12 protein-coding genes and 4 pseudogenes are annotated in these 26028 nt (G+C 69.2%); 7 read left to right on the forward strand and 9 right to left on the reverse strand.

The features are described from left to right. Window positions 1–343: 343 nt before the first annotated feature. Window positions 344–4147: a GH92 family glycosyl hydrolase gene (locus ABZ861_RS19850; RefSeq protein WP_361631793.1), complete on the forward strand. Its 3804-nt coding sequence runs from the start codon at window positions 344–346 to the stop codon at window positions 4145–4147. A 63-nt stretch (window positions 4148–4210) separates the two neighbouring features. Here the strand turns inward: ABZ861_RS19850 and ABZ861_RS19855 are convergent, their stop codons facing one another. The 3 genes from ABZ861_RS19855 to ABZ861_RS19865 form a co-directional block, all read right to left on the reverse strand. Then, window positions 4211–7495 (reverse strand): GH92 family glycosyl hydrolase, encoded by a 3285-nt coding sequence (locus ABZ861_RS19855; protein ID WP_361631795.1) that lies wholly within the window; start codon window positions 7493–7495, stop codon window positions 4211–4213. An 804-nt stretch (window positions 7496–8299) separates the two neighbouring features. Next, the gene (locus ABZ861_RS19860; protein WP_361631797.1) at window positions 8300–8989 is read right to left on the reverse strand and encodes a hypothetical protein; all 690 of its coding nucleotides are present in this window, start codon (window positions 8987–8989) and stop codon (window positions 8300–8302) included. A 68-nt stretch (window positions 8990–9057) separates the two neighbouring features. Beyond that, window positions 9058–15261 carry a DNRLRE domain-containing protein gene (locus ABZ861_RS19865; protein WP_361631799.1) on the reverse strand — a complete coding sequence of 2068 codons (6204 nt, stop codon included), beginning with the start codon at window positions 15259–15261 and terminating at the stop codon, window positions 9058–9060. Between the two features lie 486 nt (window positions 15262–15747). Here ABZ861_RS19865 and ABZ861_RS19870 point away from each other — a divergent pair. Continuing rightward, window positions 15748–16220, forward strand: a pseudogene (locus ABZ861_RS19870) (winged helix-turn-helix domain-containing protein). After that, window positions 16217–16796: pseudogene (locus tag ABZ861_RS19875) on the forward strand (transposase). Before ABZ861_RS19870 ends, ABZ861_RS19875 begins: the two co-directional pseudogenes overlap by 4 nt. Window positions 16797–16835: 39 nt before the next feature. On the opposite strand, the pseudogene ABZ861_RS19880 reads toward ABZ861_RS19875, so the two are convergent. Continuing rightward, window positions 16836–17608: pseudogene (locus ABZ861_RS19880) on the reverse strand (transposase). A gap of 304 nt (window positions 17609–17912) precedes the next feature. Here ABZ861_RS19880 and ABZ861_RS19885 point away from each other — a divergent pair. Both ABZ861_RS19885 and ABZ861_RS19890 read left to right on the forward strand, forming a co-directional pair. Further along, window positions 17913–18683, forward strand: a complete 771-nt coding sequence (locus ABZ861_RS19885) for a transposase (RefSeq protein ID WP_361631801.1) — start codon at window positions 17913–17915, stop codon at window positions 18681–18683. Between the two features lie 149 nt (window positions 18684–18832). Continuing rightward, window positions 18833–19108, forward strand: a complete 276-nt coding sequence (locus tag ABZ861_RS19890; RefSeq protein WP_361631803.1) for a hypothetical protein — start codon at window positions 18833–18835, stop codon at window positions 19106–19108. Here the strand turns inward: ABZ861_RS19890 and acnA are convergent. Further along, a complete protein-coding gene (gene acnA, locus ABZ861_RS19895; RefSeq protein WP_361631805.1) occupies window positions 19071–21788 on the reverse strand; it encodes an aconitate hydratase AcnA in 2718 nt (905 codons plus the stop codon). The genes ABZ861_RS19890 and acnA overlap by 38 nt on opposite strands. A 281-nt stretch (window positions 21789–22069) precedes the next feature. Beyond that, window positions 22070–22267: a hypothetical protein gene (locus ABZ861_RS19900; RefSeq protein ID WP_361631807.1), complete on the reverse strand. Its 198-nt coding sequence runs from the start codon at window positions 22265–22267 to the stop codon at window positions 22070–22072. 421 nt (window positions 22268–22688) lie between these two features. Between ABZ861_RS19900 and ABZ861_RS19905 the strand changes: the two genes are divergently transcribed. Together ABZ861_RS19905 and ABZ861_RS19910 are read left to right on the forward strand one after the other, a co-directional pair. Further along, window positions 22689–22886 (forward strand): DUF4236 domain-containing protein, encoded by a 198-nt coding sequence (locus ABZ861_RS19905; RefSeq protein ID WP_361631809.1) that lies wholly within the window; start codon window positions 22689–22691, stop codon window positions 22884–22886. Between the two features lie 64 nt (window positions 22887–22950). Then, window positions 22951–24480 (forward strand): UDP-N-acetylglucosamine 1-carboxyvinyltransferase, encoded by a 1530-nt coding sequence (locus ABZ861_RS19910; protein WP_361631811.1) that lies wholly within the window; start codon window positions 22951–22953, stop codon window positions 24478–24480. A 150-nt stretch (window positions 24481–24630) separates the two neighbouring features. Here ABZ861_RS19910 and ABZ861_RS19915 read toward each other — a convergent pair whose 3' ends face one another. From ABZ861_RS19915 to ABZ861_RS19925, 3 genes and pseudogenes are all read right to left on the reverse strand, one after another. Beyond that, on the reverse strand, window positions 24631–25266 hold the full coding sequence (locus ABZ861_RS19915; RefSeq protein WP_361631813.1) for an integrase: 636 nt from the start codon (window positions 25264–25266) through the stop codon (window positions 24631–24633). A 67-nt stretch (window positions 25267–25333) separates the two neighbouring features. Continuing rightward, window positions 25334–25852 carry a hypothetical protein gene (locus ABZ861_RS19920; RefSeq protein WP_361631815.1) on the reverse strand — a complete coding sequence of 173 codons (519 nt, stop codon included), beginning with the start codon at window positions 25850–25852 and terminating at the stop codon, window positions 25334–25336. A 94-nt stretch (window positions 25853–25946) separates the two neighbouring features. Further along, window positions 25947–26028, reverse strand: a pseudogene (locus ABZ861_RS19925) (IS5/IS1182 family transposase); the annotation flags it as partial.

Consider the following 26028-nt stretch of genomic DNA (forward strand, 5'->3'; position numbering starts at 1 on the left):
AACAAGGAGGCCGACGCGTTTCGCACGTCACACCACCTTTCCGGCTCCCCCCAGGCCCGCTTCCGGCCGATCGCACGGCTTCGCGGACGCCGACAGGTATAGTCCACTTCCCGCAGGCGGAGCAAGATCGAACGCAAGGTTCCCTGTCGGTCTTATCCGAGTTGAGACCTCACGGAAAACGCGAGCCCGCTGTGAGCGCCTTGACGGAATTATCCAGGACGTCCCGCCCTCATGCCGCACCCAACACCCTTGACACCACTGCGCACTTGACTCCCTACTGGAGCTTGCGTCGGGATTGACAACGTTGTCCGACGTCATGGAGAACCAGGGAGGGTGCCCTCGTATGCAGCGCAGAGCACGGCACAGATGGACTCCGGCGGTCGTCCTGGCGGCCGCCTTCGTCATGGCCGCCGGTTCCCAGGGGGCGGCGATCGCGCTGCCCGGCAAGGCCCCAGCGGCCCAGCGCCAGTTCGCGTCCTCGTTCGAGTCCGGCGACCCGGCGCCGGACTGGCTGAACACCGTCGACACCGCGCCGGACGGCGGCAAGCGCGCCTCGGGGGTGGACGGCGGCTACAGCACCGGCATCCCGGGCAACGTGGACGACCACGTCACCGACCTGCGGGCCAGCGGCGAGAACACCGGCGCGGGCGAGGTCAAGGAGAACCTGGTCGACGCCGAGCCGAGCACCAAGTGGCTGACGTTCAAGCCCACCGGCTGGGTCGAGTTCGACCTCGACAAGGCCGTACGGATCACCCGCTACGCCCTCACGTCCGCCAACGACCACGCCGAGCGCGACCCGAAGGACTGGACCCTCCAGGGCTCCGCCGACGGCGCCGACTGGAAGACCCTCGACACCCGTACGGGCGCCTCGTTCTCCGAGCGGTACCAGACGACGACGTACGACCTCGCCCAGCCCGCCGAGTACCGGCACTTCCGGCTCGACGTCACGGCGAACAACGGCGCCGCCGACGCGCTCCAGCTCGCCGACGTGCAGTTCTCCACCGGCGACGGCGGCGGCACCGTGCCGCAGGACATGCTGTCCCTCGTCGACCACGGCCCGAGCGGCTCGCCGACCGCCAAGGCGGGCGCGGGCTTCACCGGCGCCCGCGCGCTGCGCTACGCCGGGCGGCACACGACCAAGGGGCGGGCCTACTCCTACAACAAGATCTTCGACGTGAACGTCAAGGTCTCCCGTGACACCCGGCTGTCGTACCGCCTCTACCCGTCGATGGCGGACGGCGACCGCGACTACGACGCCACGAACGTCGCCGTCGACCTCGCCTTCACCGACGGCACCTACCTCAGCTCGCTGGGCGCCGTCGACCAGCACGGCTTCCCGCTCAGCCCGCGGGGGCAGGGCGCGTCCAAGGCGCTCTACGTCAACCAGTGGAACAACGTCGTCTCGCGAATCGGCTCGGTCGCGGCCGGCAAGACCGTCGACCGCGTCCTCCTCGGCTACGACTCTCCGAGCGGCCCGGCCAAGTTCCGCGGCTGGCTGGACGACGTCTCCCTGGACCGGGCCGCGCCCGAGAAGCCGAAGGCGCACCTGTCCGACTACGCGCTGACCACCCGCGGGACCAACTCCAGCGGCAGCTTCTCACGCGGCAACGACTTCCCCGCCACCGCCCTGCCGCACGGCTTCAACTTCTGGACGCCGGTGACCAACGCGTCCTCGCTGAGCTGGCTGTACGACTACGCGCGGGCCAACAACGCCGACAACCTCCCCACCATCCAGGCGTTCAGCGCCAGCCACGAGCCGAGCCCCTGGATGGGCGACCGGCAGACCTTCCAGGTGATGCCGTCTCTCGCGTCCGGCGTCCCGGACCCCGGCCGCACCGCCCGCGCGCTGCCCTTCCGGCACGAGAACGAGACCGCGCGCCCCTACTACTACGGCGTGCGGTTCGAGAACGGCCTCAAGGCCGAGATGACCCCGACCGACCACGCGGCGGCGCTGCGCTTCACCTACCCGGGCGACGACGCGAGCGTCGTCTTCGACAACGTCACCGAGCAGGCGGGCCTCACCCTGGACAAGGAGCACGGCGTCGTCACCGGCTACTCGGACGTGAAGTCCGGGCTGTCCACCGGCGCCACCCGGCTCTTCGTCTACGGCGTCTTCGACAAGCCCGTGAAGGACGCCTCCAGCAAGAGCGTCACGGGCTACATGCGCTTCGACGCGGGCTCGGACCGCACCGTCACCCTGCGCCTGGCCACCTCCCTCATCAGCGTGGACCAGGCCAAGGACAACCTGAGCCGGGAGATCCCGGACGGGACCTCCTTCGGCGCCGTCGAGGCGCGCGCCCAGCGCACCTGGGACCGGCTGCTGGGCAAGGTCGAGGTGCAGGGCGCCACGCCCGACCAGCTCACCACGCTGTACTCCAGCATGTACCGGCTCTACCTGTACCCGAACTCGGGCTTCGAGAAGGTCGACGGGAAGGACCGGTACGCCTCCCCCTTCTCGCCGATGCCCGGCCAGGACACCCCGACCCACACCGGCGCGAAGATCGTCGACGGCAAGGTGTACGTCAACAACGGCTTCTGGGACACCTACCGCACCACCTGGCCGGCGTACTCGCTGCTGACGCCGTCGAAGGCCGGCGAGATGGCCGACGGCTTCGTGCAGGGGTACAAGGACGGCGGCTGGACCTCCCGTTGGTCCTCCCCCGGCTACGCCGACCTGATGACCGGCACCTCCTCGGACGTGGCGTTCGCCGACGCCTACGTCAAGGGCGTGCCCATGGACGCGAAGGCCGCCTACGACGCGGCCCTGAAGAACGCCACGGTCGTGCCGCCGTCCTCCGGGGTGGGCCGCAAGGGCATGAGCACCTCCCCGTTCCTCGGCTACACCACCACCGACACCGGTGAGGGCCTGTCGTGGGCGATGGAGGGCTACGTCAACGACTACGGCATCGCGAAGATGGGCGAGGCGCTGTACCGCAAGACGGGCCAGCGGCACTACGCGGACGAGTCGCGGTACCTCCTCAACCGCGCCCAGGACTACGTCAAGCTCTTCGACCGCCGGGTGGGCTTCTTCCAGGGCCGCGACGCGCAGGGCGACTGGCGCCTGGACCCCTCGAAGTACGACCCCCGCGTGTGGGGTTACGACTACACGGAGACCGACGGCTGGGGCTACGCCTTCACCGCCCCGCAGGACAGCCGGGGCCTGGCCGGCCTGTACGGCGGTCAGAAGGGTCTCGCGGACAAGCTGGACGCCTACTTCGCCACCCCGGAGACGGCCTCGGCGCAGTTCGTCGGCTCCTACGGCGGCGTCATCCACGAGATGACCGAGGCGCGCGACGTGCGGATGGGCCAGTACGGCCACTCCAACCAGGTGGCGCACCACGTCGCGTACATGTACGACGCGGCCGGTCAGCCCTGGAAGGCGCAGCAGAAGATCCGCGAGGTCCTCTCCCGGCTCTACCTCGGCAGCGAGATCGGGCAGGGCTACCACGGCGACGAGGACAACGGCGAGCAGTCCGGCTGGTACCTGTTCTCCGCGCTCGGCTTCTACCCGCTGGTCATGGGCAGCGGGGACTACAGCATCGGCTCGCCGCTGTTCACCAAGGCGACCGTCCACCTGGAGAACGGCCGTGACCTGGTCGTGAGGGCGCCGAGGAACAACGCGCGGAACGTGTACGTCCAGGGGGTCCGCTTCAACGGGCGGCCCTGGAACTCCACGAACCTCCCGCACGCGCTGCTGTCCAAGGGCGGGGTCCTGGACTTCGCCATGGGCCCGCGGCCCTCGCGATGGGGCACGGGGCGGAACGCGGCGCCGGTGTCGATCACCCAGGGCGGCGCGGCGCCCACCCCCCGGGCGGACGTGCTGAAGGGCGACGGCGCGCTGTTCGACGACACCTCCGCCACGGACGCCACGGTGACCTCGGCCGACCTGCCGGTGTCCGGCGCCGTCAAGGTGGTGCAGTACACCCTGACCTCCTCGGGCGACCGGACCAAGGCGCCGACGGGGTGGAAGCTGCAGGGCTCGTCCGACGGCACGCACTGGAAGACGCTGGACCGACGCTCCGGGCAGTCCTTCGCCTGGGACCGGCAGACCCGGCCGTTCACCGTCTCCGCGCCGGGCGCCTATGCCAAGTACCGGCTGGTGCTGGACGGCTCGTCGACGCTGGCGGAGGTGGAGCTGCTGGCCTGATCCACGCGCCGCACGACGAAGGGGCGGGCCCGCTGGGCCCGCCCCTTCGCGTCGCTCAGCCGGTCACCGCACCGCGAGCGCGAACACGTGCAGGTCGGCGTCGTCCGGCAGGGTCACCGACGCGATGCGCTTGCCCGCCGGGGCCTGGAAGGGCCGGGTGGCGAAGACGTACGTGGCCACCGGGTCCTGGCCGGCCCCGGACACGTTGCGGTACGGCGTCCTGGCCACGACCTCGTTGCCGTACTGGACGGCGCCGCCGCCCCCGCCGACGGTCCAGTCGGTGAGGGACGCGTCGGCGCTGCCGGCGGTGCCGTCGGTGTATGTGACGGTCGCCTGGGCCCGCTGGTCGCCGTTGACCGCGCTGCCCACGAAGGACAGTGCGGACGGGGAGTCGGGCAGTGTGATCGTCTGCCCGGCGGCGGCCGCGTTGTCCGGGCGGCCGCTGGGCGAGTCGGGCCAGGTGAAGGCGAGGCCGTCCACCGCGCCCCGGCCGCCGGGGGCGAGCCCGGCCGCCGCGAGCGCCTGGCGGGAGTAGCTCCAGCCGCCGCCGTCGTAGTCCGCCTCGGCGTGGTCGCCCGTGTCGTCGGAGACGCCGGTGTCGTCGTAGGCGGCGAGCAGCGAGCCGGGGGCCGCCACCGTCAGGGTCACCGGCTGCGTGTACGAGACGCCGCCGTAGGCGACGGTCACCTTCACGTCGTAGAAGCCCTGCGCGGTGTCCCGGCCTGCGGTGAGGGCGATCTCCTGCGCGCCGCCGGTCACCGTGCCCTCGGCGGGGCTGGCGGTGACGCCGGGCGGGGTCTGGACGCGGAAGCGGACCTCGGGCCCGCGGCCGCCGCGCAGCGACCGCGCCCGGACGACGGTCTTGGCGCTCTGGCCGGGCGCCAGGGTCGCCGAGGTCGGGCCGACGCCGATCTGGTAGGGCTGCTCGCCCCGCCGGAAGGAGGGCGGAGCGGCCGAGCGGGCGCTGCCCCAGGCGCGGTCGGGGGCGGCCGACAGGGTGTAGTCCAGCCGCCCGCCGTCCCGGACGAAGGAGGCCGGCAGCCACGGGCGTTCGCTGACGCGGCCGTTCACCGTCAGCGACCGCACGTAGGGCGCCCCGGCCGACGCTCCCCGGGCGCGCACGGAGATGTCCCGGCCGTGCGGGCGGTGGATCTCGGCGCGGGGGAACAGCGGTGAGGCGAGCACGAGTTCGGCGCGGGAGGGGACCTGCGGGTACATGCCGAGCGCGGAGAAGACGTACCAGGCGGACATGGCGCCCAGGTCGTCGTTGCCCGGGATGCCGCCCGGCTGGGTCGACCACAACTGGCGCATGGCGGCGCGGACGGTCTCCTGCGTCTTGTACGGGGCGCCCGCGTAGTCGTACAGGTAGGGGACGTTGAGGGAGGGCTCGTTGTCCAGTTCGGACTTGGTCCCGCCGCTGCCGGTGAACGCCCAGCTCCCGTCGGCGTTGTGGAAGAAGGAGTCCAGCCGGGCGAGGGCCGTCGTGCGGCCGCCCATGGCCGCGAACAGGCCGGCCGGGTCGTGCTGCACCATCCAGGTGTACTGGGCGGCCGTGCCCTCGACGAAGCCGCTGCCGGTGTCCGGGGTGAAGCCGCGGGCCCAACTGCCGTCCGCGGTGCGGTCGGCGATGTAGCCGCCCGAGGGGTCGGCGGCGACGTCGAAGTTGTTCTGCCACCACTGGGAGCGTGCGGCGAAGGCGGCGGCAGTGTGCTTCTGCCCGGCTGCGGCGGCGAGTTGGGAGAGGGAGAAGTCGGCGGTGGACATCTCCAGAGTCTCGGCGGCGCCGCCCCAGGCGTTGGAGACGGACGGCATGTAGTGCAGCTTCAGGTACTTGTCCAGGGAGGGCCGCTGCCCCGCCGACAGCACCGGCTTGCCCGCCGCGGAAAGGTCCTGCGCGGTCGGCACGGTGGCCGCCTTCACCAGGGAGGCGAGGGCGCCGCGCAGGTCGAAGTCGGCGCCGCCGAAGGCGCGGATGCCGGCGAGCGCGGTGGGCGACGGGTCGCCGTTCATGACGTGGGTCCCGCTCGCCCCGTGCAGCCAGCGGTCCCAGACTCCGCCGTTCTCCCGGGACAGTTCGTACAGCGACTGGGCGACGTCGGAGCCGGTGCGCGCATCGAGCAGGGTGAGGAGCTGCACCTGGTCGCGGTAGACGTCCCAGCCGGAGAAGGTGCCGTACTGGGCCCGGTGGCCGCGGGCGACGGCGTGCACCCGGTCGTCGGGGCCGCGGTAGCGGCGGTCGGCGTCGCTGATCACGTTGGGGTGCAGCGAGGCGTGGTAGAGCGCGGTGTAGAAGGCGGTGCGCTCCTCGTCCGTGCCGCCGCCGACCCGGACGGCGGCCAGCCGGTCCCGCCAGGCGCGGCGGGCGGCGTTCTGGACGGACGCGAAGGAGCGCTTCGGCGGGTTCTCGGCCGCCAGGTTCGCCGCGGCGCCGGCCGGACTGACATAGGAGATCCCGACCTTGACGCCGACCGGGCCGTCTCCGGGGGCGAACTCGACGTAGCCGCCGGCGCCCTTGCCGGGCACGGGCCGTCCGCCCTGGGCGAAGCCGCCCGTGCCGCCGGACGCGGAGGTCGATCCCGGGGTCAGCCGGTCGTCCTGCCAGGTGCCGGTCGCGGTGAACGCGCGGTCGAAGCGGGCGGTGAAGTAGAGGGTGTAGTAGGCGCGGCGGCCCTCGGGGTCGAGGTAGCCGCAGAAGTCCCCGGAGGTGACGGAGCCGGAGACGGTGCGCCGGGCCGGGTCGATGGCGACCGTGGAGGCGGTGGAGCCTGCTTCGGAGTCGGAGGTGCGGATCAGCAGCGAGGCGGGCTTGCCTGCCGGGTAGGCGAAGCGGGCCGAGCCGGTGCGCGCGGTGGCCGTGAGGTCGGCGGTCACCCCGGAGGCGAGGCCGACCTTGTAGCGGCCGGGCTCGGCGGTCTCGTCGGAGTGGCGGAAGTCGGAGGCGTAGACGGCGTTCTTCGTGTCCGCGGCGGGCGAGGCGGTGACCTCGCCCGGGTACGGGAAGAACGGGACGTCGCCGCTGCCGCCGGCGCAGCCGGTGCCGGACATGTGGGTCAGGCTGAAGCCGCGGACGCGCGTGGCGTCGTACTGGTAGCCGCCGGGCGCGGCGGTCCTCGTGGCGTCGCCCCGGGTGTTCTCGGGGCTGAAGGAGAGCATGCCGAACGGCACGACGGCGCCGGGGAAGACGTTGCCGCCGTTCTTCGTGCCGATCAGCGGGTCGACGTACGGGGTCGGATCCGCGACCAGGGCGGGCGCGGGTCTGTCGGGCGCGGCGGTCGCCGCCAGGGCGGGCGTGGCGCCGCCGGCCGCGAGCACCGCGGCCAGCAGCAGGGACAGGGGACGGAAGCGCATGACGCGGCCCCTCCTCGGGACGGGGTCGCACCACGGGTCGCACAAGCCTCGGGGAGGCTAGCGCGCACCGGCCGCGGAGCGGAAGACCGCGTGCCGCGCCGCCCGGACGGCTGCCGGCGCGAGCGGGAGCGGACGCGTCGACTGGGTTGACATCGTTGTCCGTCTCGCCGGTACAGTCGGGGGCAGTCCGTGCAGACAACGTTGTCGTGCCCCGGTCGCCACAAGCCGGCACCACCCGGGCGGATTTCCCCGGGCGCCACCCGGGCGGACTCCCCCGCGCGCCACCCGGGCGGACTCCCCCGCCGTTTCTGCCTCCCCGCACCCCCTGCACCTGCGCGCCCCTGTGCTTCCCCGTCGCCGGGGCCCTCCCCGTCGCCCCCGCGGCCGGGACGCACGACGCGGGCCGCGCCCCCCTCGTGGGGGACGCGGCCCGCGTTCTGCACGGCCCGGCTGTCGCCTGCCTCCGGACCCGGCTGTCGCCCGCGTGCGGATCAGGCTGCCGCCTCCTCGCGGACCCGGCTGCCGTCTGCTTGCGGATCAGGTTGCGCAGCACGTACTGCTTCTCCGCCGTGTCGAGCAGTCACGCATTCAAGGTCAGTAGCATCTCCGCCGATAGCCGCCCAGTCAGTCCTTGGGCGCCTCAAGCCCTGGTGCGCACAAGGCGGGCACAGCCACGCACCTGCTGCATCGACTCGTCCAGCAGTGCGAGCCCAGTCCGCCTGACGCGGGAACGCCGACGCCCCAGGCCATCTGCCTGGGGCGTCTTAAAATCCGGGAAAGGCAACGTCCTCGTGCGGCCCAACGTCACTGCTCCACGTTGTGCAGGTCCAGTACGCCACCAAGTCGTCTCAGCGACGACTTTTCTCGGCGCGCCGTGTGGACGCGCATGCGTTCACCGGGCAGCAGGACGAGAAGCATCAAGGGGCCTGTCACCTCTCGGCTGATGAATGCCGGAGTAGGAGAGGCAGGCGAGAAGCACTCGATCTCGATGAGTTCGGCGTTGCTGCTAATCAGCAATTCATAGATCTTGACCCGCTCGCCGTCATCAGCGTTCGGGGCGCGTCCGGTGTAGATCAGGGACTCGGAGTCGGCGACCACGGACATCGACGCCCCGGCGAGTGCGTCTTCGACAGCGGGGGTGTCCCACCCGACGATGCTGCCACTGAGGTGGTCGGGTCGGTCCCAAACGCCGTCCTCGCTGCGTAGGGAGTAGTACAGCTCTTCGCCCACGAGACCGTCATGCCTCCGGTGCAGGAGAAGAACGAAGCCGAGCCGTCCGCTGATCCAGACATCGGCGACAACTGGAGAGCAACAGAGGATAGTTGCCGGCCGCTTGGCCGTTTCGTCGGAGATGACCGCGCGCCCCTGCTGAAGGGCAGATCTGGCGATGTCAGCCATGGCTTGTGTCATGATCATGCACTTTCTCGTGTTTTCGGCTTTCTCCGTGCCGTTCAGGGCGGTGCCGGTGCGGCGCGCCGAATAGGCGCGCCACACCGGTTCTACGAGGTTGAGCTGATGGACGGCTGGCTCACATGGTCCGGGTTAGCCGCCCTCGTATTTCGTCAGCTCGCAGCCGTGCAGGAGTAGGACATGTCGGCCGCATATCCGTTCCAGCCGGAGACGAAGACCGCTCCGTAGGTCCAGATGCGGGTGCCCGGCTTCACCTGGATGTTGTAGTGGACGGCCCAGCCCAGCTTACCCAGATTCATCCAACTGCCCTTTGACTGGAGCTTGCGCATCTTGCCGCGCTTGCCCGGAGGCGTTCCCCACGTCTCCGCGTAGGTGGCGTTATAGAACGCGAGATAGCGATTTGCGAAGCCCGTGACCTGGACGTTGATGTAGTAGCCCATGTAACGGTAACCGTTCTTCGCGACACCGCCGCCACGTCGGCTGACGATGATACGCATGCCGTAGCCGTTCTTGATGCGGCGCTTGCCGCACTTGGGGCTCATGCCGTCGGTGTCGGTCGAGTTGCACGGGTCCGCGTTGGAGTAGTCGTACGCGTTGGCGGAACCGCCCGGAATCGGGTCAGGCTGCAGGAAGCGTCCTCCAGCCGGATCGTAGAGGCGCACGCCCATCAGCGTGAGACCGGTGAGGGTCTCCGTCGACCGCTGCTTCTCGCCGAGCCAGCCGTACCGCGTGGCGGACTGTCCGCCCCGTGGATTGCCGTACTCGTCGTTGTCCAGCACCACCGGGGCCGCGCTGGCGTCCAGTGGAAGCTGCAGCGCGACATCCCCGTGAAGGTCCGTCAGCTGCAGAACAGTGTCGCCGGACGCGCCCGTGGTCGCCGCCAGACCGCCGGTGGCGACCTGGATGTTGCGGGTCACCGCTCCGGTGGACGTGTCCTCGACGATCCAGCGCGGGGTGTCGTCGTCACTGTCGTAGTGGTTGACCTTGGACGCCGTCTGGGTCCAGGACGTGCCGCTGCCCTTCTCCACCTTCCACGACCGGAACCTCAGGTCGGCGTCCAGTTGCCAGGTCTGGCGCTGGCCGTTCGCCGTCTGCTGGTAAGCCAGGTTGTTGGCGTAGTAGCCGAGCGTGCCGTGGCCGGGGACGGACGTCGCGCGGCCGAGCGCGTCGTAGGTCCAGCCGGTGCCGACGACGCGGTCCGCGCTGTCGTAGGCGGTTGTCCGGGCGGTGCCTCCGGTGCTTGTGCAGTCCAGTCCGGGTGCTGCGACGGCGGTGGTCAGCGTGGTCCTGTTGCTTCGCTTGTCGAACCCGTAGACCCGCCGTGTGCAGACGGTGTCGGCGGTGTCGTCGACACTCGTGAGACGGCCCGGCGCGTCGTAAGTGTAGGACTGCTCGGACCAGCCGGCCTGGCTGGTCACCTGTCCGTGCACCGATTCCGTGGTCCGGTTCGAGTAGACGACGGTGCCGTCGCTGTCCCTCGTGTAGACACGCGAGACAGCCGAGCCCGTCGGGTCCTTCTCCTGGTTCAGGGAGAAACCCCCCGGCAAGGTCTCGCGGACAACGGATCCGTCGGCGTCGTACGACGTGCGGAACACGCCTGCGACGGAGTCCGTGAAGGAGGTTGCGAGACCGCGGGGTTCGGCAGCGTCGTCATAGGTGTAGGTGGTCGTCGAGGGAACGGAGTCGGCCACCTTGACCGGGCGGTCCAGCTTGTCGAACTCCACCGTAGTCACGCCGCCGTCGGCGTCGGTGTACGAGATCTGGCGTCCCAGCTTGTCGAAGACACGCGTGATCGTGCCACCCGTGGTCGACACCGTCTTGACAGGACGGCCGCTGTCCTGGCTGTACTCCGTCGTGACCTCCGGGAGCGCAGCGCCGAGTCCGCCAGTGACCGTCGACTTGACCGGCCGGCCGCCACCGTCGTAGCTCGTGGTGGTGGTGCGCGTTACGCCGTTGGCCGTTTCCGTGACCTTGGCCGTGCCGCCCCACCAGTTGTATTCAGTGGTGGAGGTGACCAGTTCCGCCGGGTTCGAACCGCCCCCGGTGACCGTGCCGGCCGGACCGGTGGAGCACAGCAGATCCGCCCACTCGGGTCGGCCGGCGCAGGAGCCACTGCCACTTGCGGACCAGTACGTCGTCACCTGGGTCGCGGCGTCGGTCCCCATCGCTGCCGGAGGAATCTCCTTGCGGACGCGGCCCTGGCTGTCGTACTCGGTGACGGTGGTCAGGGCCAGACCGTCGGGGTCCTGGATGCTCTTGACCGGCAGGCCGATCACCCAGTCGTAGACAGTCTGCGTGATGCGCTGCTCACCCTGGACCGAGGGGTGCTCACGAACCTGGACACCAGTGATAGTGCGGGTGACCTGGTCCTTGACCGTGGCCGTGCCGTCCGTCGGGCGTCCCTCGTCGTACACGTTCACGGCCCAGGACCGGCCGAGTACAGAGGTACCGGCGGACACCAAGGTCGTGGTGCCCGACTTGAGATCGCTGGTCAATTCCAGCCGGTGCAGAGGGGCGAACTCCTCCAGCTTGCGGGTGCCGGCGGCATCGTAGATCCGCCGCGTGGACAGCAGCTCCGCCCGCTCGGCGCCGGAGAGCTGGGCGATGCCCAACTCCGCCTGGTCGGCCCGGTCTGCCGCAGTGAGACCCAGCGCCAGGGAACGGTTCCCCGGCGTCAGTTCGCGCACGATATTGCCGAAGCGGTCGTGCTCGCTAGTACTGACATGGCCGCCGGGAGAAACGGAGTTGACCGCCTCACCCGAAACACCCAGGTACTGGATGGATGCCCGCCGGTAGGTTCCAGCGGTCAGATCGCCACCCGTGTGCGAAGCAGGCGTAGCGTCGGGCGGGAAGATGGCGGTGGCGTCGGTGGGCGCGTCGATCTGTCCCCATGCCTTTACATCAGCCGCCCCCATCGCGTACGGGGCATTGGTCCCCGTCAGCGGAACGTCGTAGACGATGCTGGTGACGGCCTCGCCTTCGATCACGTCGGCGGTGCCCTGCTTGAGCGAGGGCCGTGCCGCCTCAAGGAGCATGCCGTCACCGGCTGCGCTGCCGGAACCGGCCTTACCGTAGGTGAAGGTCCACGGCAAGTCGCCGGGCGCGTTGTACTTGATGACGCGGCCGGTGCTGTCGTAGTCGTAGGTCGTCTTCAGAGCGGGCGAGATCTGCGGGTTCCAAGCCTGCCGCAGCCGACCGGTGCTGTCGTACGCATACTGCTGCAACGCCTTGTATGTCGCTGCGGAGGCCCCTGGCTCGGTGGACCAGAAGCGGATCTCCTTGACCCGGCCCGTGTAGTCACCGAAGGAGTCGAGCGTGGCCGTCGTCGAGACGGCGTAGACGAACTCCATCACACGGCAGCCCTTGGTCGCCGGGGTGGCGGCGCAGGTGGCGGACGCCACCGCTGAGCTCTGCGCGACGATCCGCTTAGGCCGGGCGAGCTTGGCTCCATTGACGCTGACGGTCTCGGAGACCACCGTCGTGGTCGAGTCACTCTTGCCGTCCAGCATGGTCGACGAGATGTTCCACACCGGCAGGGCAGCGTCCAGCTTGCTGAACACCGTGACCGAGCCATCCGTCTCGGTGAGCGTGAATTGACCGGTCAGACTGCCCACAAGAGTGAGCTTCTGCGCGCCGGGCTCAGCGATCCAGCTTGTCTTCGCAGCGTTCGCCGTAAAGTGCACGACGTCGTCGTTGTTCGTCACCACATCGACGGCGGTGTCCGACACCTTACGAACGTAGGCGTAGTCCGACCCGCTGGTCTCCGCCGAAATGCCCGAGGACCACTCATTGCCGAAGATCGCGACCTGACCGTCGTCCTCCGCCCTTGAGTCGGGCTGACGCGAAGACGACGTACGGGAGACAGACAGACCGAAGTAGGACGCCTCCGACTCGGAGAGCGTGAAGTCGCCCGTGAGCAGGTTCAGCGCGCCCGGACCAACTCGGGTCGGTGCGGCACCCTGCGCATTGCGGTCGACGATGACCGTGAGCGGCTCCGTGCTGCCCGACGCACTGTTCGGCCCGGTGAAGTCTGCCTTGATCTCGATGCTGCCGTCCGGGTCGACGGTACTGGTGGCGTCCCAGACGAGCTGAGCGTTCTTGCCACCGGTCAGAGCAACCGGCCACGACGCCAGCGGCTGGCCGGCCTGCGTCACATCCCCTGCCGGGATCGTCACCCAGGCATCCGCCTCGGAACGACGCCAGGAGAAGGAGACCTTGTCGTACTTGGCCGCATCGGCCTCGGCGACCAGCGCCAGACGGCGGGCGGTGCGCTCACCGTCAGCGGGCTGCACGAAGCCACCGGGACCGGCGTGGAAGGTGTACTCGATCGCCTCGGACTTGTTGTCCGCCTTGTCGACGGACCGCACCTGGAGAGTATGAGTGCCGTTCTTGGGCGGAGTGATGGACACTGCCTTGTCGGCACTGGAGCCGCCGGTCGCGACCTTCGTCCAGGTCACGCCGTCCAGGGACCACTCCAGCCAGTTGTGGTCGGTTCCGGCGGGCGGGGTGATGGTGAAAATGCCCGCCTGCCCGACTCCCTTGACCCAGGCAGTCGTCGGGTAGCCGGTAGAGGTGACGTTCGCGGGGGCGGAAGGAGCGGTGGTGTCGACGGTGAACGTCTTCCACGCCGACCAGCCGAGGTTGTAGTGCGTGCCGTCGTAGGAGGTGGTGCGGAACTTGTACGTCCTGCCGTTGGTCAGCAACCCGGCAGGGACGGTCACCGAGGCCGGCTGTCCGGCCGGTACGAACGACGAAGAGAGGTTGGAGCCGACCTGGGTGCCAGTGGCGTTGTCGGCGATCTGGAAGAAGCCCTGGACCTTGTCGTTGTCCGGGTCCGCGAACGTGTCCCGCAATGTCGGCGTGGTGGTGTTGACGACGTACGCGCCGCTGTAGGAGAAGTACGGCGGACCGGCCTCCTGCTTGGTGCCGGTGCGCGGCCGGTAGTTGTAGTTCACGACCAGGTTGGGCGGGTAGGAGGCGGCGTTGGCAGAGTTCACGCGCTTCCACTGGGCAGCCGCGGCCTCGTCGGAGGCCCGCAGACCCAGGTGACTGCGCGTGGCCTTGGCCGACGCCCACTCCTGCACCAACGTCGTCACATCGGCGTTGATCCAGCCGTCCGGCTGGGTGGAGCACCCGGCGTTGCCACGGGTCTCCGTCGAGGTCGCCTTCTTCGCGATCCACGAGGGCTGCGCAGTCCAGCGCGACGACGTCGAGGCAGCGCCAGTGGACCAAACTTCCCACGGGTAGAGCTTGCAGTCGGTGTTGCTCGAGTGGAAGTTCCACAGCGACAACTTGGCGTTCAGAACCAGGGCGTCCTGGATCGGTGTGGTGTTCCAGGAGATGAAGGACCGGGCGATGCGCGGCGTTCCGTCCGCGTTCTTGGTGCCCGGGTTGCCCAGGTCAAGCTCGGTGTCCGCCGACCAGTCGACCGTTTCACCCTGCTGCACATAGGTGTCGAAGACGTTGGACAGCGACGAGGTGGACGGGTCGACCGTGACGGGGAACACAGTGTCCGGGTCGGCCAGGAACTGGGCGTCAGGAGTGACTACGAGGTCGACGGATGAGCCCTTCTGCACCACCTTCAGACCCACCTTGGCCTTGCGGGTGTGCTCACCGGACCGCTTGTCGACAGACGCGTCCCACATCACCGGTGCGGGCATCACAGCCCGCTTGGTGTTCTTTCTGTCGGTGAACAACACGCTGCCGTCGGCCAACTGCTTCGTCTTCAGGCCCTTGGCCTTCAGAGGCAGGGTGTATGAGTAGCCGCCCGAGCCGGGGCGCTGCTTGATCTCGACGTACTGCTCGAAACCGGTACGCGTGGCCTCAACGACTACGTCGGCGCCGGGTACGGCATTGACGTACTCGGCCCGCGTCCCGTCGAGCTTCGGCTTGGGCAGCCCGCCCTTCCACTGGAGGGTGATCTGCTGATCTCCGTCTCCGAGCGTCACCAGGTCGGTGGGCTGGGCGCCGCGGGCGGTCGACAGGGAGGCCGCAGGCTTGCCAGTTTCACCAGCCAGTTTCAGTCCGCGCGGGTGTCCCTTGGGCTCAACAGTGCCGTCGCCCGTCTGGACCAGGTCGAGGGCGACATCACGCCAGTTCCCTGTGACCTTGTCCCTGAACCGGACCGGTCCAGCGGTGAGTTCGGTCGTGAGCGAACCGTCCTTGTTCACCCACGTGATAGAGGTCTCCGTACGCTCGGAGAGCGCCTCGACTCTCTTACCGGACAGACGGGCGGCCACGCGTGCTGACGGGATGTCTGCGGCCTGAGTCGGCGCCGCCGCCTTGTGCGGCGCGTTCAGCGCCTGAGGCTCGACGGCGGTTGCGAGATACGCACCGTCGAGCACGGTCACAGCCAAGGCCAGTGAGAGACCTCCGGCTATCCAGCGAGCGCTCTCTCGCGACCATAGGAGTCTGCGTCTGTCTGACGCAGGCTTGCGAACCATCTTGATTCTCCGGTTCCTTCACTTCATGCATACATCACACCCGTGATGGTCATGTGAAGGTATCTCAGGTAAGAAAAAGGTAAATGCGACACATAGGCATAAGGGGAGTGACGCGAACGGCAAGGTGATGTGATGTCCGTCACCTGGCGTGCGACATCCAGCCCAGCTACCCAGCCTGGCAGGAGGAGCTGAGGCGACCAGATTGGCCGTCGAATGACAGGTGGTCAAGGAGAGGCTGGTCTCACAAGCCAGGCCGCATTCCTGTGTAGTTACTGACCTTCAAAGCGTGGTGTCGGAGGGGCTGACGGTCCTTGATCCCTGCGGTATGCCGATTGCAGGAGGTATGCGCAAGGGGGCGGGCTGACCGACGAGCGGCGGGCCTTCCGGGAGAAGGTGAGGATGGAGGCGGCCGAGCGGTTCGTCCAGGGTGATGAGACCGCGGTCGCGCACGACCTGCGGGGCAGCGTCCGGTCGGTACAGCGCTGGCGCAATGCCTGGTTCCAGGGCGGGCCGAGAGCCCTGACCTCCAGAGGACCGGCCTCGTTGCCGCTGCTCAGTGACGAACTGTTCGCCGTGCTGGAGCAGGAACTGGCCAAGGGACCGGTGGCGCACGGCTGGGCGGACCAGACTGGACCCTGTCGTGGATCAAGACGCTGACCGGACGCCGCTCCCACAAGAGCTGCACCGTGCAAGGGGTGGCCACCCTGCTCAAGCGGCACCGCTGGAGCTGCCAGGTCCCCGCCCGGCGGACGATCGAGCGGGACGAGACCGGGGTGACCGGCTGGGCGAAGGAGACCTGGCCGAGCGTGGAAGAACCATGGCGGCGCTCGACGCCTGGCTCGCCTTCGAGGACGAGGCCGGATTCTCGATGACGCCGCCGACCACCCGCAACTGGTCCCACCGCGGCCACGCCCCGGTGATCCGCGTGCGGGGCCGCTCCCGCCGCCGCTTATCGGTGGCCGCCCTGGCCTGCTACAAGACCGGCAAATCCTCACGGCTGATCTACCGGCCGCCCCGCCCAGGCACCCGGCCCGACGGGCGCAAGAGCTTCTCCCGGAAGGACTACCGCGACCTGATCCAGAGCGCGCACCAGCAGCTCGGCGGCCCGATCGTGCTGGTCTGGGGCAATCTCAACACCCACCAGCCGGCCGGGATGCGCCGCTACATCGCCGACCGCGACTGGCTCACCGTCTACCGACTGCCGCCCTACGCACCCGACCTCAATCCGGTCGAAGGCATCTGGTCCGTCCTGCGACGCACCACTAGCCAACCGTGCCTTCGCCGACCCCGACGACGCGATCAGCGCAGTCCGACGCGGCCTACGCCAGCTCCAGTACCGCCCCGACGTCCTCGACGGCCGCCTCACCGGCACCGCCTCCGACGCCAGCCATCATGACGACATCACGCATTCAAGGTCAGTAGGACGTCGGCTGGGCGTTGTCCCGTAATGGTCCACGGCATGCCAGTTGACCAGCGTCGTTTCCCGGTCATCCGGCGAGGGTGAGGTTGTGCGGGCGGGCGATGCCGAGCATGGCGTGGTGGACGCCGTCGCCTTTGAGGCGGCAGTCGCGGAGGATCTTCCAGGTCTTCATGCGGGCGAAGGCGTGCTCGACGCGGGGGCTCGGACCTTGCGGTGCGAGGCGTTGTGCTTTTCTTTCCAGTCCGGGAGGTCGGCCCGGCCGGGTTCGCGGCGGTGCGGGATGACCAGGCCGGTGCCGCGGTAGCCGCCGTCCGCGATCACCGTGGTGCGGCCGACCGCGCCCTTCGCTCTGGAGAGCTCCCATGCCTTGCAGTCGTTGCGGTTGCCGGTGCACGGTCGGCCGACAGCGACGACGAGCCGGGTGTCGGCACCGATGACGACCTGGTGGTTGGTGGAGTACCGGTAGTTCTTTGACTGCTCGGCGATAGTGTGGTCACGGGTGGGAACCAGGGTGCCGTCCACGATCAGCACGGTGCCCTCGCGGAACCGCTGCCGGGGATGGAGCGCGAGCAGGGGACCGAAGTGGTCGATGATCCGGTCCGCGGCCGACTTCGACGCCCCGAACAAGAGCGCCAATTGCCGCAGGGTGAGGTTCGTGCGCCAGTACGCGGCGACCAGCAGAACCCGACCCTCCAAGGGCAACGACCACTGCCGGCCCTTACGGACCGGGTCAGCACCCTCGCGCCGCAGCGCGGTAATCAGCTTGTTGAACTGGCGCGGGCTCAGCCCGGTGAACAGGGCTATCCAGAAAGTCTCCGACGCCGTGATCACACCAGCCATGCGGCAGATCATTTCAGTTGCCCACGCCTCGACCTGCGACTGATCCCGTGCACCAGGCAAGCGAAGGGAGACACGGTGGGGCTCATGCTTTTCCCAGGGGACGGCGACGTGACCAGCCCTGACGTCTCCTGGTTTTACACCGGCTTCCACTTCGGCTGACCGCCGCAGGCGGTCTCCTGTCGGAGAGGATCTGCAGTTACGGCAAGCAGCTTCCGCAGTGGCAGATCGAGGTCACCGGCGGCGGCCGACTCTGGTACCTAAGGGCTGTCCCGTAAGTGCTGGTCGCGGATGGGATGATCTTGATGTGGCTGGTGTGATCACGGCGTCGGAGCCGTCCTGGATAGCCCCGTTCACCGGGCTGAGCCCGCGTGCCTTCGGGAAGCTGGTGACGGTTCTGCGGCGCGAGGGTGCGGACGCGGTCCGCAAGGGCCGGCCTTGGTCGCTGCCGCTGGAGGACCGGGCCCTGCTGGTCGCGGCGTACTGGCGCACGAACCTGACCATGCGGCAGCTCGCCCCACTGTTCGGGGTGTCCAAGTCGGCGGCGGACCGGATCATCGACCACCTCGGGCCGATGCTCGCTCTCCAGCCCCGCAAGCGGTTCGCCAAGGACACTGTGCTCATCGTGGACGGCACCCTGGTCCCCACCCGCGACCACACCATCGCCGAGAAGTCGAAGAACTACCGGTACTCCACCAACCACCAGGTCGTCATCGACGCGGACACCCGCCTGGTCGTCGTGGTCGGCCGGCCTCTCGCCGGGAACCGCAACGACTGCAGGGCGTGGGAGGAATCCGGTACCAAGGCTGCCGTGGGCGACACCGTCACGATCGCCGACGGCGGCTACCCGGGCACCGGACTCGTCATTCCGCACCGCCGAGAGCGCGGCCAGGCCGAACTCCCGGCCTGGAAAGAGGAACACAACAAGTCACACAAGAAGGTCCGCGCCCGCGTCGAGCACGTCTTCGCCCGCATGAAGACGTGGAAGATCCTCCGCGACTGCCGCCTCAAAGGAGACGGAGTCCACCACGCCATGCTCGGCATCGCCCGGATGCACAACCTCGCCCTCGCCGAATAGACAGCGGGCCGAACGGCAGCCCGCCATGCCCGAGACGACTCGAAGATCACTAACGGGACAGCCCTTAGTCGACGAAGAAAACCGAAAGGTGTGGCTGGTCTACGCAAGCCTCCGGCACCCGGAAGCCACGGATTAGGGGCGGCTAAGGGATGTCCGAAAATCTTCTGCACCACGTCCGCGACCGCACCTTCCGCGAGGACGACTCCGAGATCTATGTCGGCCGCCTCCCAAGCATCATGGCCGGCCTGCGCAACCCCGCCATCGGCGTCCACCGCCAGGACCACACCAACATCGCCGCCGCCCTGCGCCACACCGCCCGCGCCCCCTCGCATGCGAGCGCCCTGCCCCCGCGCGAGATGCAGGGGCAGGACGCTCGTTCACATCAGGTCAAGAACCGACAAGTTGGCGCAGCACGTACTGCATGATGCCGCCGTTGCGGTAGTAGTCCGCCTCGCCGGGGGTGTCGATGCGGACGACCGCGTCGAAGTCCAGGCCGGTGTCGGTGGTGACCTTCACCGTGCGCGGGACGGCGCCGTCGTTCAGCTCGGTCACGCCGGAGAAGGAGAAGGTCTCCTCGCCGGTCAGGCCGAGGGTCGCGGCGGTCTGGCCCTCCGGGAACTGGAGCGGCAGGACGCCCATGCCGATCAGGTTCGAGCGGTGGATGCGCTCGTAGGACTCGGCGATGACGGCCTTGACGCCGAGCAGCGCGGTGCCCTTGGCCGCCCAGTCGCGGGACGAGCCGGAGCCGTACTCCTTGCCCGCGAGGACGACGAGCGGGACGCCCTGCTCGATGTAGTTGCGCGAGGCGTCGTAGATGAAGGAGACCGGCCCGTCGGCGCGCGTGAAGTCGCGGGTGTAGCCGCCCTCGGTGCCCGGCGCGATCTGGTTGCGCAGGCGGATGTTGGCGAACGTGCCGCGGATCATGACCTCGTGGTTGCCTCGGCGCGAGCCGTAGGAGTTGAAGTCGCGGCGCTCCACGCCGTGTCCGGTGAGGTACTGGCCGGCCGGAGTGTCGGCCTTGATGGCGCCGGCCGGGGAGATGTGGTCGGTGGTGACCGAGTCGCCCAGCTTGGCGAGCACCCGGGCGCCGGCGATGTCCTCGACCGGCGTCGGCTCCATGCCCATGCCCTCGAAGTACGGGGGCTTGCGGACGTAGGTGGACTCGGCGTCCCACTCGAAGGTGTTCCCGGTCGGCACCGGCAGCGACTGCCACTGGGCGTCGCCCGCGAAGACGTCGCTGTAGGACGTGGCGAACATGTCCTCGCCGATGGCGCTCGCGACGACCTCGTTGACCTCGGCCTCGGAGGGCCAGATGTCCTTCAGGTAGACCGGGTTGCCGTCCTGGTCCGCGCCGAGGGCGTCCCGGGTGATGTCCACCTTCATGGAGCCCGCGATGGCGTAGGCGACCACCAGCGGCGGGGAGGCCAGGTAGTTCATCTTGACGTCGGGGTTGATCCGGCCCTCGAAGTTGCGGTTGCCGGAGAGCACCGAGGTGACGGCGAGGTCGTGGTCGTTGACGGCCTTGGAGACCTCCTCCGGCAGCGGGCCGGAGTTGCCGATGCAGGTGGTGCAGCCGTAACCGACGAGGTTGAAGCCGAGCTTGTCCAGGTACGGCGTGAGGCCGGCCCGCTCGAAGTAGTCGGTGACGACCTTCGAACCCGGGGCGAGGGTGCTCTTGACCCACGGCTTGCGGGCGAGGCCCTTCTCGACCGCCTTCTTGGCGACCAGGGCGGCGCCGATCATGACGTACGGGTTGGAGGTGTTGGTGCAGGAGGTGATGGCCGCGACCGTCACCGCGCCGTGGTCCAGCTCGTAGCTCGTGCCGTCGGGGGCGGTGACGGTGATCGGGTTCGACGGGGTGCCGTTGGGGGCGACCGCCGGGGAGTCGGAGGCCGGGAAGGACTCCTTGCCCGCCTCGTCGACCACGTCGACGTAGTTGAGCACGTCGAGCGCGAACTGCTGGGCCGCCTCGGCCAGGACGATGCGGTCCTGGGGGCGCTTGGGTCCGGCGATGGAGGGGACGACCGTGGAGAGGTCCAGCTCCAGCTTCTCGGAGAAGTCGGGCTCGGTCTTCGGGTCGAGCCAGAGGCCCTGCTCCTTGGCGTACGCCTCGACGAGGGCCACCTGCTGGCCGGAACGGCCGGTCAGGCGCAGGTAGTTGAGGGTCTCGTCGTCGATCGGGAAGATCGCGGCGGTGGAGCCGAACTCCGGCGACATGTTGCCGATGGTGGCGCGGTTGGCCAGGCTGGTGGCCGCGACGCCCTCGCCGTAGAACTCGACGAACTTGCCGACCACGCCGTGCTTGCGCAGCATCTCGGTGATGGTGAGCACGAGGTCCGTGGCGGTGGTGCCGGGCCGCAGCTCGCCGGTGAGCTTGAAGCCGACGACGCGCGGGATCAGCATGGAGACCGGCTGGCCGAGCATGGCGGCCTCGGCCTCGATGCCGCCGACGCCCCAGCCGAGCACGCCGAGGCCGTTGACCATGGTGGTGTGCGAGTCGGTGCCGACCAGGGTGTCCGGGTACGCCTTGCCGTCGCGCACCATGACCACGCGGGCGAGGTGCTCGATGTTCACCTGGTGCACGATGCCGGTGCCCGGCGGGACGACCTTGAACTCGTCGAAGGCGGTCTGGCCCCAGCGCAGGAACTGGTAGCGCTCCTTGTTGCGGCCGTACTCCAGGTCGACGTTCTGCTTGAAGGCGTCGGCGGTGCCGAACTTGTCGGCGATGACGGAGTGGTCGATGACCAGCTCGGCCGGCGCCAGCGGGTTGATCTTCGCCGGGTCGCCGCCCAGCTCCTTCACGGCCTCGCGCATGGTGGCGAGGTCCACGACGCAGGGGACGCCGGTGAAGTCCTGCATGATCACGCGGGCCGGCGTGAACTGGATCTCCTGCGACGGCCGGGCCTGGGAGTCCCAGCCGCCGAGGGCGCGGATGTGGTCGGCGGTGATGTTCGCGCCGTCCTCGGTGCGGAGCAGGTTCTCCAGCAGGACCTTCAGGCTGTAAGGCAGTCGGGCCGAGCCCTCGACCTTGTCAAGCCGGAAGATCTCGTACGACTCGTCGCCCACCTGCAGCGTGCTGCGGGCGTCGAAGCTGTTCGCCGACACGACAGTCTCCTTCATTGATGTGCGCGTACTACCACGATCCTGCCGCCACGGCGATGAGGCCGATCCGCTAAGGTAAGGCTAAGTTAGGTAACCCTTATCCAGGGGGGCGGCTGTGGTGCTCCTCGGCAGATATCTCGATGTCGAGATAACTCTAGTACATAGGGGCGCGATGGTCATGCCCGGACCCGGGCCGACCCTTGCGCTGCGGGTCCTCGGGGGCGGTACGGAGCCCCTCGGGGGACGTCAGAGAACCGGCTGGCCGGTGCTGTGGCCAGGAAGGCTCACCGGCTCGCGACGCCCGGCACGGCGCCTCGCCGCGTCGTCGCGCGGCCGACGGAGGAGAAGAGGTCCGGCGGCGCCGCTGCCGCCGTGCCGCGCGCGGCGATGAACCACTCGCGGCCCAGCAGCAGCCCGAAGAGGGGCGCGGGCAGGCGGATCGGCGCCCGCAGCACCGGCGCCAGCCGTCCGGCGCCGGTCACCTGCGACCGATGAGCGGCCAGGGGCGCCTGCTTCTGGCGCGCGGACGCGCGGACGTCGACCCGGACCGTCCGGGCGGGTCGGGCGGGTCGGGCGGGTCGGGCGGCAGGACGGGGCCGCTGCCGCTGTCCGCGCATCCCAGGCGCACTGCCCTGGCGGCCCCGAGGGCGGCGGCCCGCAGTTCGGCCAACCGAGGCGCGCCGCCCGGCGGAACCGGGCCCACCGCCCCGTCCGTCGCCGTCACGATCACCACCCGGCGCCCTTCGGCGGCGGCGCCCGGCGACACCGCCGCCCCCGGAGAACGGGGCCTGCCCCCCAACTCCCCCTCTACGCAGGCTCATCAGCAGGCGGGTTCGGGGTATGCGAAGGAGACCTTACGACCGGCGCGGCACGCGCCACCGCACGCAGAAGGAGCGGCACGGCATGCCCCTCACGTTTCGCAAGAGCTTCCGGATCCTGCCGGGAGTCCAGTTGAACATCAACAAGCACTCCTGGTCGATCACGACCGGCGGCAAGCACGGGCCGCGGCACACCCACAGCAGCACCGGGCGCCGTACGACGTCGATGGACCTCCCCGGGCCGTTCGGGTGGCGCCGGACGCACACGAGCAAGCACGACTGACGCCATGTCACTCCAACGGACCCCCCAGGAGGTGCCATCTCATATCTGAGATAGCCTCGTCCCCATGGCAGACGACTACCTCGTACGCATCGGCAAGCTCATCCGTGACGCCCGGCAGCACCGTGGCTGGACGCAGGCACAGCTCGCCGAGGCGCTGGGCACCAGTCAGAGCGCCGTCAATCGCGTCGAACGCGGCAACCAGAACATCAGCCTTGAGATGATCGCCCGAATCGGTGAAGCCCTGGACAGCGAGATCGTGTCGCTCGGCTACGCGGGCCCGATGCACCTGCGGGTCGTCGGCGGCCGTCGGCTGTCCGGGGCCATCGACGTCAAGACGAGCAAGAACGCGTGCGTGGCGCTGCTGTGCGCGTCGCTGCTCAACCGGGGGCGCACATTGCTGCGCCGGGTGGCCCGGATCGAGGAGGTGTACCGCCTCCTGGAGGTGCTGAACTCGATCGGCGTCCGCACCCGGTGGATCAACGACGGGGTGGACCTGGAGATCGTGCCGCCGGCCGACCTCGACCTGGATACCATCGACGCGGAGGCGGCCGTCCGCACCCGCTCGATCATCATGTTCCTCGGCCCGCTGCTGCACCGCATGGACCGCTTCCGGCTGCCCTACGCGGGCGGCTGCGACCTCGGCACGCGCACGATCGAGCCGCACATGATCGCGCTGCGCCGGTTCGGCCTGGAGGTGGCGGCCACCGAGGGGCAGTACCACGCCGCCGTGAACCGCTCCATCCGCCCCGAACGCCCGATCGTGCTGACCGAGCGCGGCGACACCGTGACGGAGAACGCGCTGCTGGCGGCGGCCCGCCACAACGGCGTGACCGTCATCCGCAACGCCTCCTCCAACTACATGGTCCAGGACCTGTGCTTCTTCCTGGAGGCGCTGGGCGTCCGGGTCGAGGGCATCGGCACCACCACGCTCGCCGTGCACGGCGTCCCGGTCATCGACGCGGACGTGGACTACTCGCCCTCCGAGGACCCGGTGGAGGCGATGAGCCTGCTGGCCGCCGCGGTGGTCACGGAGTCGGAGCTGACGGTGCGCCGGGTGCCGATCGAGTTCCTGGAGATCGAGCTGGCGGTGCTGGAGGAGATGGGCCTCGACCACGACCGCACGCCCGAGTACTTCGCGGACAACGGCCGGACCCGCCTGGTGGACCTCACCGTGCGCCCCTCCAAGCTGGAGGCGCCGATCGACAAGATCCACCCGATGCCGTTCCCGGGCCTGAACATCGACAACGTCCCGTTCTTCGCCGCCATCGCGGCCACCGCCCAGGGCAAGACCCTGATCCACGACTGGGTCTACGACAACCGCGCGATCTACCTGACCGACCTCAACCGCCTCGGCGGTCGCCTCCAGTTGCTCGACCCGCACCGCGTCCTGGTCGAGGGCCCCACCCGCTGGCGCGCCGCCGAGATGATGTGCCCCCCGGCCCTGCGCCCCGCCGTCGTCGTCCTCCTGGCCATGATGGCCGCCGAGGGCACGTCGGTCCTGCGCAACGTGTACGTCATCAACCGCGGTTACGAGGACCTCGCGGAGCGGCTGAACTCGATCGGGGCGCAGATCGAGATCTTCCGGGACATTTGATGTGACGGTGCCGCCGCGCCCCGTCTGAACTGCTCTTTAGCGGGTCAGGGAGGGGTGCGGCGGCATCTCTGGGACTTCTCTGGGACTTTGGGCCCCGCAGCGGGCTACGAGCCGCACTCCACAGGCTCTACCGAACGGCCACGGCCGCAGCTACGCGAAGATTGCGTCGATGGCGGAGCTGCCTCGTGCGCCAGCTCGGGGCAGGAAGTGGGAGTACTTCCGCAGTGTGAACCCGGGGTCGGAGTGCCCCAGCCAGCGTGCCAGGGAGACGACTGATTCGCCGGCCTCCAGTTCCTCGGAAGCGTAGAAGTGGCGCAGGGCGTGGAAGCCGTGCTCCCGGGACGGCTCCCACACGCGAGCGCCGTCGGTACTGCTCTCGTCCAGCGGGGCAATCACACCCGCCATGGCCAGAGCGGGCTTCCACACGTACGAGTTGAAGTAGTTCCGGTCGATGGCCTTCCGCTCGCGTCCCGTCACCAGGAGGCTGTAAGTCCTCGGCCGCCGGTGCCTGGCTTCCACCGGCGTCTCTGCCGGAGTCGGGTCGTCCCAGGGCAGCGTGACCGGCACCGGCGCGAATTGTTCCCTGTGCTGCCGGATGGCCCAGGCCGCGCTTGACGGCAGCGGCACGTCCCGGACCTTGCGTCCCTTGGGGAGAGCGAAACACAGCTTCGCCCGCACCATCTTGATCTGCCGCCGGACGTGGACGACTTCCTTCTCGAAGTCGATGTCGTCCGCTGAGAGCCCGAGCGCCTCCCCTTGGCGGAGCCCGAGACCTGCTCCGATCACGAGGAGGAGCCGGTAGCGATCCGGCAGGGCCTCCCGTACGGCCAGGACCCGTTCAGGCGGCCACGCCTCAACCCTGCCGGGGGTCGCGGGCGGGGGGCCCGACCGTGCTGGACCGACATGGGTTACGTCCGAGGCGACGATCCTCGACGGCGGCCTGGAGGACGCTGGAGAGCGTTGCCCAGACCAGATGGATGGAGGTCGGACCGAGGTCCTTCTCCAGGCACTTCTTCCAGTGACGCAGGACTTCCGCGCCGATGGCGTTGAGCGGCTGAGCACCGAGATGGGGAACGATGTGCCGCCGTACCCTCTGCTCGATCCGCTCGATCGTGGACGGGTCGCCGCTCTGGGTGGGCCACCAGTGGATGGCGATGTAGTCCTTGAGGGAGATGGCCCCGTCGCGGGGATCGACGAACTCGCCTCGGCGTGCGTCAGTCTGGGCCTGGGCGAGCCGGGTCTTGGCATCCTGGAGGGCGTCGAAGGAACGGTCCTTGACACCGGGGATGCCCTTGACGCGGTACCGGGTGCACTTGCCGTACATGGCGGTGCGGTCGCGTTTGCCGGTCTTCGGGTTCGGGCGCCTCTTCAACCATCGGTCTTCTATGTAGCCGGCCAGGTGGAACTCCTTTATGACGAGGGTGACGGCGGCGTTCTATGGCGCAGGAGACCGTGAGCCTTTTCCATCATCGGTCTGAGCTGGCCAGATGCAGGGTCACGACGGCTCGGACGAGGCTTGTGACGCGAGTGGTCGAGCACCGCAGCTTG

The organism is Streptomyces sp. NPDC046985, assembly GCF_040644415.1.
Classification (GTDB): domain Bacteria; phylum Actinomycetota; class Actinomycetes; order Streptomycetales; family Streptomycetaceae; genus Streptomyces.

Excerpts from the sequence above, each read along its gene's own strand:
- ABZ861_RS19910 (WP_361631811.1), top strand. The coding sequence starts at position 22,951 with ATGGCAGACGACTACCTCGTACGCATCGGCAAGCTCATCCGTGACGCC.
- ABZ861_RS19855 (WP_361631795.1), bottom strand. The coding sequence starts at position 7,495 with ATGCGCTTCCGTCCCCTGTCCCTGCTGCTGGCCGCGGTGCTCGCGGCC.
- ABZ861_RS19905 (WP_361631809.1), top strand. The coding sequence starts at position 22,689 with ATGCCCCTCACGTTTCGCAAGAGCTTCCGGATCCTGCCGGGAGTCCAG.
- ABZ861_RS19850 (WP_361631793.1), top strand. The coding sequence starts at position 344 with ATGCAGCGCAGAGCACGGCACAGATGGACTCCGGCGGTCGTCCTGGCG.
- ABZ861_RS19890 (WP_361631803.1), top strand. The coding sequence starts at position 18,833 with ATGTCCGAAAATCTTCTGCACCACGTCCGCGACCGCACCTTCCGCGAG.